Origin of the sequence: Acinetobacter sp. YH12137, assembly GCF_013418535.1 — a bacterium.
Taxonomy (GTDB): Bacteria; Pseudomonadota; Gammaproteobacteria; order Pseudomonadales; family Moraxellaceae; genus Acinetobacter.
The window spans coordinates 31,862-46,191 of the sequence record NZ_VPBW01000014.1; the positions used below are offsets into that span (position 1 = coordinate 31,862).

General features: G+C 44.0%; 12 protein-coding genes. 7 read left to right on the forward strand and 5 right to left on the reverse strand.

Annotation, left to right across the window (positions count from 1 at the left end; translation table 11 throughout):
• Positions 1 to 9: 9 nt before the first annotated feature.
• From FTU72_RS09000 to FTU72_RS09015, 4 genes are all read right to left on the reverse strand, one after another.
• On the reverse strand, positions 10 to 1,428 hold the full coding sequence (locus FTU72_RS09000; protein WP_180052730.1) for a phosphomannomutase/phosphoglucomutase: 1,419 nt from the start codon (positions 1,426 to 1,428) through the stop codon (positions 10 to 12).
• Positions 1,429 to 1,846: 418 nt separating this feature from the next.
• Positions 1,847 to 2,299, reverse strand: a complete 453-nt coding sequence (gene dut / locus FTU72_RS09005; RefSeq protein WP_180017037.1) for a dUTP diphosphatase — start codon at positions 2,297 to 2,299, stop codon at positions 1,847 to 1,849.
• Positions 2,300 to 2,364: 65 nt separating this feature from the next.
• A complete protein-coding gene (gene rep, locus FTU72_RS09010; protein WP_159124471.1) occupies positions 2,365 to 4,404 on the reverse strand; it encodes a DNA helicase Rep in 2,040 nt (679 codons plus the stop codon).
• Between the two features lie 136 nt (positions 4,405 to 4,540).
• A complete protein-coding gene (locus FTU72_RS09015) occupies positions 4,541 to 5,194 on the reverse strand; it encodes an OmpA family protein (protein ID WP_159124472.1) in 654 nt (217 codons plus the stop codon).
• 253 nt (positions 5,195 to 5,447) lie between these two features.
• On the opposite strand from FTU72_RS09015, the gene FTU72_RS09020 reads away from it, so the two are divergent.
• From FTU72_RS09020 to FTU72_RS09045, 6 genes are all read left to right on the forward strand, one after another.
• The gene (locus tag FTU72_RS09020) at positions 5,448 to 6,374 is read left to right on the forward strand and encodes an acyltransferase (RefSeq protein ID WP_180052731.1); all 927 of its coding nucleotides are present in this window, start codon (positions 5,448 to 5,450) and stop codon (positions 6,372 to 6,374) included.
• Positions 6,375 to 6,391: 17 nt separating this feature from the next.
• A complete protein-coding gene (locus FTU72_RS09025; protein ID WP_180012841.1) occupies positions 6,392 to 7,456 on the forward strand; it encodes a preprotein translocase subunit SecA in 1,065 nt (354 codons plus the stop codon).
• Positions 7,457 to 7,614: 158 nt separating this feature from the next.
• Entirely contained in the window at positions 7,615 to 8,325 is a 711-nt protein-coding gene (gene minC / locus FTU72_RS09030; RefSeq protein ID WP_180002419.1) for a septum site-determining protein MinC, read from the forward strand.
• Positions 8,326 to 8,389: 64 nt separating this feature from the next.
• Positions 8,390 to 9,202: a septum site-determining protein MinD gene (gene minD, locus FTU72_RS09035; protein ID WP_166137968.1), complete on the forward strand. Its 813-nt coding sequence runs from the start codon at positions 8,390 to 8,392 to the stop codon at positions 9,200 to 9,202.
• A gap of 2 nt (positions 9,203 to 9,204) precedes the next feature.
• Positions 9,205 to 9,477 (forward strand): cell division topological specificity factor MinE, encoded by a 273-nt coding sequence (gene minE / locus FTU72_RS09040; RefSeq protein WP_004783265.1) that lies wholly within the window; start codon positions 9,205 to 9,207, stop codon positions 9,475 to 9,477.
• A 249-nt stretch (positions 9,478 to 9,726) separates the two neighbouring features.
• On the forward strand, positions 9,727 to 10,014 hold the full coding sequence (locus FTU72_RS09045; protein WP_004783267.1) for a PA4642 family protein: 288 nt from the start codon (positions 9,727 to 9,729) through the stop codon (positions 10,012 to 10,014).
• A gap of 61 nt (positions 10,015 to 10,075) precedes the next feature.
• Here FTU72_RS09045 and FTU72_RS09050 read toward each other — a convergent pair whose 3' ends face one another.
• The gene (locus tag FTU72_RS09050; RefSeq protein ID WP_180052732.1) at positions 10,076 to 13,126 is read right to left on the reverse strand and encodes a DNA translocase FtsK; all 3,051 of its coding nucleotides are present in this window, start codon (positions 13,124 to 13,126) and stop codon (positions 10,076 to 10,078) included.
• A gap of 238 nt (positions 13,127 to 13,364) precedes the next feature.
• Between FTU72_RS09050 and trxB the strand changes: the two genes are divergently transcribed.
• Positions 13,365 to 14,324, forward strand: a complete 960-nt coding sequence (gene trxB / locus FTU72_RS09055) for a thioredoxin-disulfide reductase (RefSeq protein ID WP_034704432.1) — start codon at positions 13,365 to 13,367, stop codon at positions 14,322 to 14,324.
• The last annotated feature ends 6 nt before the right edge of the window (positions 14,325 to 14,330 follow it).

The window sequence follows — 14,330 nt, forward strand, 5'->3', positions numbered from 1 at the left end:
CGCCTCTCCTTATTGAGCATCTAAAATGTCTTGAGCGATCTGTGGATAACGGTCACGCAACATGGATACAAACAGATGTCGAATTTCATTCAGGCCTTGTGCATCATTGGCATCAAAGCGCACCGTGAAATATTCACCCGTATTGGATGCTCGAATGATGCCAAAACCATCATCAAAATCAAGACGTATCCCGTCAATTTTACTGATTTGTGCATTTAATTGCGTAGATTGCTGCTCAACAAAGTTTAAAAGCTCAACAGGCTGCACCTGATGAGTGGAAATATATAAATCTTCAGTCCCATGACGTTTTGGATAAGCGCGCAAGGCCTTACTTAAAGTCATACTTTTCTGATCCAGATATTCCATGACCCGAAGCGCTGCATAAAGACCGTCATCATAGCCCCAGCCACGTCCGTCATTAAAAACATAATGCCCGGCATATTCACCACCAAAAATGGCCTGATGCTGGGACTGCGCCAGATATTTTCGCAGGAATGAGCTACCAGTACGAATCATCACCGGTTTTCCGCCCAGGCGTTGAACTGTATCGCGAATCAGGGTTGAACATTTAACGTCATAAACAAACTGACATGCTTTTGTGCCAGTCATACAAATTTCTGCGAATAAACAGAGAAGCTGATCAGCACTAATAATGACACCCTGCTCATCCACCAGTACCAACCGGTCCCCATCACCATCTAGGGCAATACCCAGATCCGCCTGCTGTTGCATGACAACCTGACGCAAGGTTTGTAAATGTGCTTCCTGAGAAGGATCAGGCGCATGATCAGGAAAATGCCCATTGGCTTCACAACGTAAGGCGGTAACTTCACAACCTAGTTTTTGCAGCACCAAGTTGGCACAACGTCCTGCCGAACCGTTCAGACCGTCCAGCACCACTTTAAATGGGCGCTTCAGCTGAATATCTTCAAGCATTTCCTGCTGATATTGCAGACAAAATTCGGGAATAATTTGGTGAGGCAAATCATTCAGACACGATAAAGAACTATTTACATGAAGTTTTGCTTTTTGTGCGACCTGCTGAATCATCTCGGGACAAGGCGGCTCCCCTGCAATAATCCATTTAATTCCATTATCTTCTTTAGAATTATGGCTGGCCGTGACCATCACACCATTACCATCAAACTGACGCGCTGTGTAGTACAGCATCGGACTGGAACAACAGCCGATAATGACGGCTTCAATAGCATAGTCTTGAAAAATACGGCGAATGGTTTCAGCAAAAGCCGGACTGCTGATTCGGGCATCATAGCCAATCGCAACCCGAGTCTGTCCCGCAGCTTGATATTGCTGAGCCAGACCATGCGCAATAGCATCAATCACACCTGTACTGAGTAAACTGACTTTACCCCGGATATCGTAGGCACGAAAAATATGAGCCGGAAAGGGTTGATTCATGGATCCCATAAACTGTTCTTTTCACTATTGAATATAAGGAGATAAAATAATGATTAAGCAATCATCATGACTTTAAACATTTGTTTTTGTTTTAAGACTCTGTATTTTTATATGAATTGAATGTGACAATCAATTATAAAAGTATAATTATTAATCTTTTATGTATTTAATTTGTATAACTAGTAAAATAAATAAACCCAACTAAAAATGACTTCTTGCATTATTTATCACCTATTTTCTTAAATTCTAAATGATTTTATTATTCTATTTAAATGAGACTAAAAATTTATTTAAATATTTTTCATTAAAATAAAATTCAAGAATAAAGTTTATTAAATAGCTCTATCATTTTTTTATTATTTTTATGATTAAAACTACAAAGAAGATGACTTAACCCAGAACATCCAAGTTAAGTCATCCTTTAATTTTAGTTTTTACCAGTATGACCGAAACCGCCCGCGCCACGCTCGGTTGCTTCAAACTCATTCACCAGATCAAACTCGGCCTGTACCACTGGCACTAATACATACTGAGCCAAACGCTCACCTGGTTCCAGGCTAAATGCAGCCTGACTACGGTTCCATACAGAGACCATCAGCTCGCCTTGGTAATCTGAATCGATCAGACCCACCAGGTTACCTAAAACGATCCCATGTTTATGACCTAAACCAGAACGTGGCAAGATCAAGCCAGCAAATGCTGGATCTTCAATATAAATCGCCAAACCAGTTTTTACTAAAACTGTTTGACCTGGTTCAATTACAGTCGTTTCGTTGACACATGCACGAAGATCGAGTCCTGCTGAGCCAGTTGTTGCATAAGTCGGCAATGGCCATTCCTGCCCCAGACGTGAATCAAGGACTTTCACCTGAACTTTCATGTATTTATTCCTGTTGTTTAATATCAAAAAATTTAAAGAATCAAAATCGTAGTGTTCTGTTACTTTTACCGTTTAATCAAGGCGCGTAAGTTGTCTAAGTAATGCTGAGCCTGCTGTTTTGGATCAATATTGCCTGCAAGTTTTTTCTTGCGACCTAACCACTCCAGTTCATCTTCTGGAAGCTCATCCAGGAAGCGGCTTGGGGTCATCTGTTTCATCTGTCCACCCGCCTTACGTTGCTCAGCCAAGGTAATAGTCAAGCCCTGACGCGCACGAGTAATCCCCACGTACATTAGACGGCGTTCTTCCTCGACTGTTTCGGCAGCAATCGAGTTCTTATGTGGCAGAATTTCTTCTTCCAGTCCGATTAAGTAGACATAAGGGAATTCCAGACCTTTGGATGCATGCAAGGTCAGAAGGTTAACCTTATCGGTATCTTCTTCTTCCTGCTGCTGTTCCAGCATATCGAGAAGCACCATCTTACGGATGACACTTTCGATATTCTTTTCATCGACATCTTCTGCACGATTGATCAGACTCTGAATACTGCTATACAGCACTTCAATATTATCGAGTTTGGTTTTTTCCTGTGCCGGCGTCGCTGCGGATTCCTTGATATAGTCAATATAGCCGGCTTCCACCATCATCTGGCGGATAATCGGTACGGGCTCATCATCTTCCAGCAAGTTACGGGTAAAGTTATTGATAAAATCTGAAAATTCTGCCAGTTGTGTGGTCGCTTTCTTTGGGATCACCATGGTCAGACGTTGATCGCCTGCTGCTGACAGTAGAGACAGATTATTTTCCTGGGCAAACAGACCGAGTTTTTCCAGCGTCACCGGGCCAATGGCACGTTTCGGTGTGTTAATAATCCGCAGGAAAGCGCTGTCATCTTCCGGGTTAATGATCAGACGCAGGTAACTCATAATGTCCTTGATCTCTGCACGCGCAAAGAAAGACTGACCGCCAGAGAGCTTGTAAGGAATCTGCATCTGGCGCAGCTGAGTTTCCAGAATACGTGCCTGGAAATTACCACGATACAGAATCGCGTAATCTTTCCAATTTTTACCATTCATCAGCTTATGCGTGATCAGGTCTTTCACTACGCGTTCTGCTTCATCATCATCATTACGACAAGTGATAACCCGAATCACTTCACCGTGACCTTTATCTGACCAGAGCTTTTTATCAAAGATATGCGGGTTGTTGCCAATCACGGTATTGGCAGCTTTTAGAATACGGCTAGTGGAACGATAGTTCTGTTCCAGCTTGATCACTTTCAGATTCGGGAAATCCTGTTGTAACAGCGCCATATTTTCTGGCTTGGCACCACGCCAGGCATAAATCGACTGATCATCATCCCCTACAGCGGTGAACTGCCCCATGACCCCGACCAGTAATTTCACCAGAATATACTGTGCAGTATTGGTATCCTGATATTCATCGACCAGCAAATAACGTACACGGTTCTGCCATTTATCCCGAACTTCAGCATTTTCCTGTAACAGACGCGTTGGCATCACAATCAGGTCATCAAAATCGACGGCATTATAGGCACGCAGATTTCGCTCATAAAGTTGGTATAAATGCGCGAACTGAACATCTTCTGGCGTTTCACAGGTGGTATGTGCTTGCTCTGGGGGAATCAGATCGTTTTTCCAGTCCGAAATCATCTTCATCGCTTTGGCAATCAATTCTTTGCTTTCAGCACCCGACAAGTTATCGCGATGCATCAGATCCATCAGAATCCGCTTACAGTCATCGGCATCCAGAATCGAGAAATTATTTTTTAGCGGTGTGTGTTTGAGTTCTAAACGTAATAAATTTAGACCAAAAGTATGGAAGGTCGAGACTGAAAGGCCTTTGGCTTCTTCTCGGGTCAGCAATTTGGTGACACGCTCTTTCATCTCACGTGCCGCCTTGTTGGTAAAGGTCATTGCCGTAATCCGGTGAGCCGGAATCCCGCAATGCTTGACCAAGTAGGCGATTTTTCTTGTAATTACCGAGGTCTTGCCTGAACCCGCTCCGGCAAGTACTAACAAGGGTCCTTGAGTATATTTCATGGCTTCAAGTTGCTTGTCATTTAACTGACTGGCGAGTGACATATGGCTTCCTCTTCTAGATTCGGCTCCGATTATAGTCATCTCATGCCCAGATGCCTAATTGAAAATTCATTTTCCTGCGTCATCTTTCAGACATAAAAAAAACCACCCGAAGGTGGTTTTTCTACAAAATCAGTGATTACTGAACAGCATATACTGCAATTTCAACACGACGGTTTTGTTCTTTACCAGCTGCAGTTGAGTTGTCTGCGATCGGGTTCGCTGAACCAAGACCTTGTGCATTGATACGAGTACGTGCTACGCCTTGACCAGCAAGGTAGTTCGCAACAGATTGTGCACGTGCTTGAGACAATGGAATGTTGATTGAGTCATTACCAGTGCTGTCTGTATAACCAGTTACCAAGATACCGCTTTGGCTGTCTTCAGTCAGAACTTGGGCAACTTTATTCAATGTTGCATAGAAGTTTGGTTTGATGTTTGACTTGTTAGTGTCAAATGTAATCGCACCAGGCATTACCAAGTTGATTGAACCGTCTGGATTACGGTTTACATCTACACCAGTACCCGCAGTCGCTTGACGTAATTTTTTCTCTTTATTGTCAAGGTAAACACCCGCTGCACCACCAAGTACTGCACCAATTGCAGCTGCACGGTTGTTTTGACGGCTAGTATTGGCATTACTTTTAGAAATACCATAACCTGCAGCAGCACCAATTACTGTACCCAAAGCTGTTTTGTCGTACTCAACACCACCCAGGTTATTGCCAGTAGTTTGACAACCTGTAAGTGCTACTGCCCCTGCTACAGCTGCTGAAATTAATAGTGCACGCATTGCATGCCTCCTTTGTAGTGTAATTTGTATCTTAGGTCAGATAATGATTTAAAAATAATGGGATAACCATTGAATTTTTGTTAATAATAAATCTTTTAGTAATATTTTATAATGTTTATGTGTAACCAATTTCCTGAATTTCATCATAGTTTCTTCACAGTTTAGTGATCAGACTTTTCTATTCGCTCAACTCCCTCTATATTGTTCAAAATGTGATGAAATTTAGACGATTATTCTCTGGGACTGTTTTTATATGTCATCTAAAAGCAAGCAACAAACGACTTTAAAAAAACTTACCCGTGGCCTCACGGTGACATCCGTCATGACTGGCAGTACTTTTTTTCATGGGCCACCTGTACTGGCTTTGGGGCTGACCAAACTTTTTAAGAAATCTTCTAAGATTGATGAAACCAATATCAAGATTACCAATAGCTGGTTAAGCGTAAATAACTGGCTGATTGACAATGTCCTGAAAAATACCAAATGGCAAATCAGCATTGATGAATCTCTGGATCTGAACATGCAGGGGCGTTATTTAATGACCTGTAATCATCAGAGCTGGGTGGATACCACGGTAAACCAGTATTTCGGTTTAACACGTATGCCTCTCACCCGCTTCTTTACAAAATGGGAACTAATTTTTATTCCATTTGTAGGTCAAGCATTTAAAATTCTGGGCTTCCCGATGATGAAACGGCATAGCAAGGAACAGATTGCCAAAAACCCTTCCCTGAAATATCGGGATATGGAAGAAGCACGCAAGGCATGTGAACAACTGGTTAGCCAGCCATTTACTTTGCTGAATTATCTGGAAGGCACACGCTTTACCCCAGAAAAGCATGAACAGCAAAAATCGCCTTATAAGCATTTGTTGAAGCCTAAGGCGGGCGGTCTTGCGCTGGCACTGAATATTCTGGGAGACAAAATTGATGCACTGGTGGATATGACTATTGTTTATCCTGACGGTGTGCCAGGTTATGGGGAATTCTGGTTAGGTGAAGTCCCGCGTATTGCCGTGAACTTAAGAAAAATTGACATTCCGGACTGGGTACTCGGCGGCAATTATGAAGATGATGCAGATTACCGGGCGCGTTTCCAGCAATGGGTAGACCAGATCTGGACTGAAAAAGACCAATTAATTGAGCAAATGCGGCAGAACCTGATTTCCGCTTCTGCCTGACATTTGCCAGAGAGACTATGAAGAACGACAACCCGGACCTCGTGTCCAGCTCATTTAAATTTATTCGCAAAGGCACCTGGGGCTGGAAAATTGCACTGATTTACGACATTTTCATGATGGTTGTCATCATCATCAATTTGTTCTGTCTCTGTGCCAATGCCATTCTGATGAGCGATTTTGGGCACTGGTTGTTTGACTTCATTCGCTTGCCTGATGTCTTGCAGTTTTATAAAAGTGAATTACGTCCCTGGGTAATGATTACCGAGGGATGGTTTACCACCTTCCTGATTATTGAACTCATCGTTCGCTGGTTCATTGCCATTGTTATGCGCCACCATGCCCGCTGGTGGTTCTTTCCCTTTGTGCACTGGTATGAAATTTTATCCATCATCCCACAGCTACGTTTTCTGCGTTTGTTACGTGCAGTCGCGATTGGCTACAACCTGCATAGCCATGGATACAAAGTCATACCGGCAAGCTGGTATAGACGGGGTAATTTCTACTATAACCTGCTGATGGAAGAACTTTCGAGCCGTGTAGTATTGACGGTACTGGATGGCATTAAACGTGAACTCAGCACCAGCACATCACATAAACAATTAATTGATGATTTGGTGGAACATCACCGTAAATTACTGGCTGTTGCTTTGGCAGATATCTTGCAAGAGTCTTTGGGCAAGGAATTACAGGCACAGCGCTTCATGATTTCAAAAAATGTCGGGCAAGTCGTCAATCAGGCCATTGAAGATACACCTGAGCTCACCCAGCTTCTGCGTCTGATTCCCATTGTGGGTGGACGGCTGGAACGCCAGATCCAGAGTATTGGTCAACGTCTGGGAGAAAATATCACTCAAGGCCTGATCGATCCTTTTACACATAACGGATCACAAGAAAACCCGACTTTTGCCATGATTTCAGATAAGATTAGCCAGATTCAGATTGAACATAATCCACATATTGATAAATTGGTCGAATCGGCTGTTTTTGAGACACTTGAAGCCATTCAAAAACAGGTCAAAGTGAAACAGTGGCAACAGATTTTAGAAGAACACGAACAAAATCAGGGCTCAATAGATAGATGAGTTTTCATTTGCAGACTCGGCTAAGATAAGCTGATTCTATTCGTATAAAAAAAATAACTTGGATCGCTAGAGAATTAACGAAATTTGTTCTAGGATTTGCACTATTTACAACATTGCTTCGACATAAAACAGCAAGTCAGAAGTATTAAGGAAAAATTATGGCTGACATACGGATAAAAGGCAGAATGGTCAATGCGCTACGCATTAGCCTCGATACCAATGATCATGATGCAATCCGCCAGCAACTGAAACCAAAATTACAAGCGGCTTTTCCGCCAGGCACATTGGCGGTAATTGAAAGTTCAGTCGATCAGGAACTGATTGCCCTGATCCAGTTACTGATTGATCTCGAAGTTCAGCCTATGGCAGTGACTGAAGGGATTCTGGGGGATCAGGCTCGTGCGATTCAGTTCCCTGTTCTGCCACCAGACCGTCAGTTACAGGAAATTAAGGCGACCAAAGAACAGGTCATGGAAGTCAAATCCGAATCTGCTGCTGACGATGAAAAAGCTGATGCAGCACCGATCGTCGCGCATGTGACTTCTTATCACGATGAAATTCTGCGCACCGGCCAATGCATTGTGCAGAATCAGGGTGACATTATTATTACGGCCGGAATAAACAGTGGTTCAGAAGTGATTGCCTCAGGCAATATCCATATTTATGGCAGCGCGCGTGGCCGTGTGATTGCAGGTGCGGGTGGCAATACTGCAGCGCGTATTTTCTGCCATGCGCTGGAAGCCGAACTGATTTCTATTGCAGGTACTTATTGTGTGGCCGACGACATTCCACCGAATGTTGTGAAAAAACCCGTGCATATTTACTTGAATGATCAACAAGAGCTTGTATTTGAAGCTCTACAATTTTAATGTATAAATAAACACCAAAAACCCCATTTTATAGGGGATTTGAACCATAACAGGAGTGGATTCGGTGGCGAAAATTGTTGTCGTAACATCAGGCAAAGGTGGCGTAGGTAAGACTACAACAAGTGCATCTTTTGCAACAGGTTTAGCCCTACGTGGCCACAAAACTGTGGTAATCGATTTTGATGTAGGCTTGCGTAACCTTGATTTGATTATGGGCTGTGAACGCCGTGTAGTATATGATTTTGTAAATGTTCTCAATAACGAAGCACGATTACAACAAGCACTGATTCGCGATAAAGATATTGAAAATTTATATATTTTACCTGCTTCACAAACACGTGATAAAGACGCTTTAACTGATGAAGGCGTAGAACGTGTAATGGATGAGCTTTCACAGGAATTTGATTATATCGTGTGTGACTCCCCTGCAGGTATTGAACGTGGTGCCATTTTAGCCATGTACCATGCAGATGAAGCCATCATTGTAACTAACCCTGAAATTTCTTCAGTACGTGACTCTGACCGCATCATTGGCATGCTAGACAGTAAAACTAAAAAAGTAGAACAAAACGAAGGTCGCATCCGTAAACACCTGTGTATTACCCGTTTCAATCCGGAACGTGCCGATAAACAGGAAATGTTAACGATTGACGATATTTCTAAAGATATTTTACGTGTTCCAACCTTAGGGGTTATTCCTGAGTGTCCAAGCGTTCTACAGGCATCGAATGAAGGTAAACCAGTGATTCACTTTACCGAATCTGCCGCAGGTCAGGCTTATGATGACCTTGTAGCACGTTTCCTGGGTGAAGAGCGTCCTTACCGTCATATTGAAGTAAAACCTAAGGGCTGGTTAGCACGATTATTTGGAGCGTAAACATGGCTGGATTCTGGAGTAAACTTTTTAGTAGCGAGGATAAACCATCAAGCGCACAAACCGCGAAAGACCGTTTGAAAGTCATTGTTGCTTCTGAACAGGGTTTGGGGCGCCGTTTGAGTCAGGATAAAATTGACCAGATGAAGACAGAGATCATGCAAGTGGTCAATCGCTACGTCCGCGGGGTTGATGAACAGCACATTCAGATGCAGGTACGTTCTGAAGCAAACATTGAAATGCTTGAAATGAATATCAATTTACCTGAAGAGCGATAATCTGAATTTTGATTAGTCAAGTAAATTGATTCAAGGCAAAATATGAGCCTCAACAAAGCGCCGCTTTGTTGAGACGCAAGACCAGAAGCTTGGCTTCGCGTAGACTTGATAGTAATTAGTATTTTTTTTACCTCATCTCAAAACGTGAAGTGATCCTTCGAATAGACAAAGTGCATGATAAGACTTTGCCTCTTGCGAACTCATATTTTGCCTTTTTTCATGCCGAAGAATTACATCAAGGAGATTGCGATGGCATTATCTCAACCAGCGACCTTTAACGAAGAATGGTCAGATGAGCGTGTATATGCCTACCTGAATCAGCTTCCTCCTGCAGGCGTCAATGCAGATTTTCATGTGCTTTATCATGCATTCAAGCATATGCGCCCTTTTGATTATGAACGCCTGCTAACCAAATTTGTCGCAGACGGTCGCGATCTTAACGCCACCAATCCGGAAGGACAGCGCATTCATGACGTGATTGCCACTTATCCGCGTCAAAGTGCCGAGTTCCTCGCAGTATTAGAAAAATTTGCATAAGTTGTAATGCATAAAAAAGCCTGCTTAAAGCAGGCTTTTTTAATCGCTAGAGATTCTGGATTTAAACCAAGATCTCACGCTTCCCATTGGCACCCATTGAGCTGACAATGCCATTTTCTTCCATCTGGTCAATGATCCGTGCAGCACGGTTATAACCCAGACTGAACTTACGCTGCAAAGATGAAGTTGATGCTTTGCGGGTTTCCAAAACAAAAGCCACACACTGATCATACAGCGCATCTCGATCAGATCCACCATCTCCACCATCCTCAAAGCCGCGACTAGACGGTTCTTCATCAAATGGAGTCAGGATCTCATCCACATAGTTAGGCGCCCCACGTTCACGCCATGCATCACAGATCCGGTTCACTTCATCATCGGCAATAAAGGCACCGTGTACGCGCTCCGGCTCAATTTTACCCGGGCCAAGGAACAGCATATCACCATGACCGAGCAGATCTTCTGCACCACCTGCATCGAGAATGGTACGTGAGTCGATTTTCGAGTTCACACGAAGTGCGACACGTGTCGGAATATTCGCCTTGATCAGACCAGTGATCACATCTACTGAGGGACGCTGAGTTGCCAGTAACAGGTGAATACCGGCAGCACGGGATTTTTGTGCCAGACGGGTAATCATCTCTTCAGCTTTCTTACCGACCTGCATGATCATATCCGCGAACTCATCGGCAACAATCACAATCGATGGCAATGGCGTTAAGCGCGGTGCACGTTCCCCTGCGACTGATTCACTCGCTTTCCAGGTTGGATCAAATAGCTCTTCACCATTGGCAAGCGCCTCTTCTACCTTACGGTTATAGTCGCTGAGCTTACGAATTTTCAGGAAAGACATCAGTTTGTAACGACGTTCCATTTCATTCACACACCAGTTCAAGGCACTGACTGCATCTTTCATATCGGTCACAACTGGGGTTAACAGGTGTGGAATATCGTTATAGTTGGCCAATTCAAGCTGTTTCGGATCGATCAGGATCAGGCGTAACTGGTCTGGTGTGTACTTCAATAGCATCGATAGAATCATCGAGTTAACCGCCACCGACTTACCAGAACCCGTAGTCCCTGCTACCAGCATATGCGGTGCTTTACCCAGTTCAGTAATCACCGGATTGCCCGAAATATCCTTACCCATGGCCATCGACAAAATGCCATCTGGATCATTGAATTTTGGAATCTGTACCAGTTCAATCAAACGCACCATTTCACGGCTACTGTTCGGAACTTCAATGCCGATATAAGGCTTACCTGGAATAACTTCGACTACACGTACTGAAGCCATTGACATCGAACGGGCCAAGTCACGTGAAATATTAGTGACTTTGGAAGCTTTCACACCAGGCGCAAGGTCCAGTTCAAAACGGGTCACGACTGGGCCTGGCTGAGCCTCGACCACTTTGGCTTTAACGTTAAATTCCTGAAGCTTGATTTCCAGAAGTTCTGATAAACGGGATAATTGCTCTTCAGTGAAATTCACTTTTTTGTTCGGATCGACTTTATCCAGCAATTCCAGACCCGGCAATGGTGACAGGTCTTTACGGCGCTCAGCGACCTGCATGGCTCGTGACATTGGACGACCAGCGGCATCGGTCAGTGGCGCATCGAAGTCAAACTCGTCTTCATCCTGAGGCTTACCGGCAGTTTCATGCCAAGCTTCAATAAATTCTTCTTTGGACAATGCTTCCCGAACTGCTGCATTGGTCGCTGCGGTTTGAGCTGCTGTCTCTACACGCTGAATCGGTGCTTGAACAAAAGCAGAAGATTGGGCATAACTTGATGCACGTACAGGTGCAGGTTTTGGTTCATCAGCTTCAACCAGTAAATCGTCCAGATCCTCAAAGTCCGCTTCCAGGCTGGTATTTTTAATCGCATGTGCAGCCATAAGTGGAGCAGCCGCAGTTGAGCTGATTGTTCCAGCATCTTCTACAATTCTGAGGGATTTTTCAGCTGCTGCTGAATTGAACGGGCTATGCACATCCGTTGCGGTTTTACCTTGCGGGACTGCGGCCAATAACTCATCAAAAATTTCATCATCATCCCAGTCCAGATTATTCTTGGCGGTAGATGATGATGTCACTTCATGAGCATGGTGATTCGTTGACGCAGCTGCAAATGCATCAGGAGAAAAATCAGCTTGCTCTTCTTCTGCAGCTTTAAGCAAAGCATCGATATCCTGCTTGTGACGCTGGTCTTCATTGGAATGTAACGCACGCCACACCTCCCCTGTTGCCACCACACGATCCGGCTCTACTGTTCGCGGTGCTTGTTCCTGAACAGGTTCTGAAGCTGATGTCTGTACAGGTTCAGAAATATCTTCTTCATAGTGGTGAGGCTGGTGCGATTCTTTATCTGCAAAATCCTCAAACAGGCGTTCAGCGACATGATCGCGAACTACAGGGTCGACTTCTACCAGATCATGCTCAGGTGCGGCAGTGACTGGTACTGTCACTTTTTTGGCAGCTGCTTTTACCGCTTCTTTTTTAATTACAGGTGCGGTACGGTCAAAATCAGACATACCTTCTGGCACATTACGGTAGAACAGGTCTTGCAGATAAGCAGGTGTTACCTTGAGACTGCTCCAGGTCTTGTTCCATTTCACACCAAATGCCAAGGTAAACAGAACCACCCAAAGCACCAGCAAGAAAAAAGCTGCGCCATAGACAGTTAGTAATTGTTCAAGACTTTGGCCCAGTTCATAGCCAATGATCCCGCCTGAAGAATTATCCAGCGTATCGGCTGGAACTTGCCAGAACAGGAACAGCAACGCCGATGTAGTCAATAACAGGAAGAATTGGGCAGCATAACGGAATGGACGGTTCAGGAAGCTGCGCGGCCACCAGACCTGGATTGCTTCCATAAACAGATACACAGGGATCAGCAGGCTTGCCCAACCGAGAAAACCAAATAACAGGTCTGAAATCCAGGCCCCTGCAACCCCACTGGCATTTGAAACTGTCTGCGTATCACTAGAGATATGCATCCACCCCGGATCAAATGGTGTATAGGTCACTGTTGCAAGAAACAGATAAATCCCAAATGAGACTAAAAATAATGTCATTACTAAGCGCTGTGCATAGGCACTCGACACCGCTGTCATATACTGTCCTGTAACCAATTCTTCATGAATATTCTTTTGCTGGTATGCTTCAAAAAAAGCGTCGCAATAAAATGCATATTATGCACCTGTTGCATCAAAAAAGATGCATTATTGTGTACTTCTTCTATATAGCCCAAATCGATTTCGATGATCAATAATATCGACTTTAATCTCACACCACTGTTATACAGTTTCACGTATAATTCAATAAATTTCTAAATAAAAAAGGATACAGCGAATGAGCGCACGTCACTCACGACTGATTATTTTAGGTTCTGGCCCTGCTGGCTATAGCGCAGCAGTCTATGCAGCGCGTGCAAACTTAAAACCGACCCTGATTGCAGGTCTGCAACTGGGTGGTCAATTAACCACAACGACTGAAGTAGATAACTGGCCTGGCGATCCTGAAGGTCTGACTGGTCCAGCTTTAATGGAACGTATGCAGGCTCATGCAGAACGTTTCGGTACCGAAATTGTCTATGATCATATCAATGAAGTTAATCTTAACGTTCGTCCATTCGTCCTGAAAGGCGATATGGAAGAGTTTACTTGTGATGCCCTGATCATTTGTACTGGTGCAACTGCGCAATACCTGGGTCTGGAATCAGAAGCTGCATTTATGGGTCAAGGCGTGAGCGCGTGTGCAACCTGTGACGGTTTCTTCTATAAAGAGCAAAAAGTGATGGTTGTAGGCGGTGGTAATACCGCTGTTGAAGAAGCATTATATCTTTCTAACATCGCTTCTCACGTGACTCTAGTTCACCGTCGTGATACGTTACGTTCTGAAAAAATCCTGCAAGACCATCTTTTTGAAAAAGAAAAAGAAGGAAAAATCAGCATTATCTGGAATCATCAGGTAGAAGAAGTGTTGGGTGATACCACTGGCGTCACTGCGGTACGTTTGAAATCAACCCAAGATGATTCAACTCAGGATGTTGAAGTATCAGGTCTATTTGTTGCTATTGGTCATAAACCAAATAGCACCATGTTTGAAGGCCAGCTAGAACTGCGTGATGGTTATATTCAGGTTCAAAGTGGTACCGCGGGCAATGCCACTCAAACCTCTATCCCGGGTGTATTTGCTGCAGGCGATATCGCAGACAGTATCTACCGTCAGGCGATTACTTCTGCAGGTTCAGGCTGTATGGCGGCACTGGATGCAGAAAAATATCTCGATGCAATGGGTAAATTAGACTAAGCAGCG

Bases quoted from the DNA above. Each gene is read 5' to 3' on its own strand.
- FTU72_RS09000 (WP_180052730.1), bottom strand. From the start codon at position 1,428: ATGGGATCCATGAATCAACCCTTTCCGGCTCATATTTTTCGTGCCTAC.
- dut (WP_180017037.1), bottom strand. From the start codon at position 2,299: ATGAAAGTTCAGGTGAAAGTCCTTGATTCACGTCTGGGGCAGGAATGG.
- rep (WP_159124471.1), bottom strand. From the start codon at position 4,404: ATGTCACTCGCCAGTCAGTTAAATGACAAGCAACTTGAAGCCATGAAA.
- FTU72_RS09015 (WP_159124472.1), bottom strand. From the start codon at position 5,194: ATGCGTGCACTATTAATTTCAGCAGCTGTAGCAGGGGCAGTAGCACTT.
- FTU72_RS09020 (WP_180052731.1), top strand. From the start codon at position 5,448: ATGTCATCTAAAAGCAAGCAACAAACGACTTTAAAAAAACTTACCCGT.
- FTU72_RS09025 (WP_180012841.1), top strand. From the start codon at position 6,392: ATGAAGAACGACAACCCGGACCTCGTGTCCAGCTCATTTAAATTTATT.
- minC (WP_180002419.1), top strand. From the start codon at position 7,615: ATGGCTGACATACGGATAAAAGGCAGAATGGTCAATGCGCTACGCATT.
- minE (WP_004783265.1), top strand. From the start codon at position 9,205: ATGGCTGGATTCTGGAGTAAACTTTTTAGTAGCGAGGATAAACCATCA.
- FTU72_RS09045 (WP_004783267.1), top strand. From the start codon at position 9,727: ATGGCATTATCTCAACCAGCGACCTTTAACGAAGAATGGTCAGATGAG.
- FTU72_RS09050 (WP_180052732.1), bottom strand. From the start codon at position 13,126: ATGACAGCGGTGTCGAGTGCCTATGCACAGCGCTTAGTAATGACATTA.
- trxB (WP_034704432.1), top strand. From the start codon at position 13,365: ATGAGCGCACGTCACTCACGACTGATTATTTTAGGTTCTGGCCCTGCT.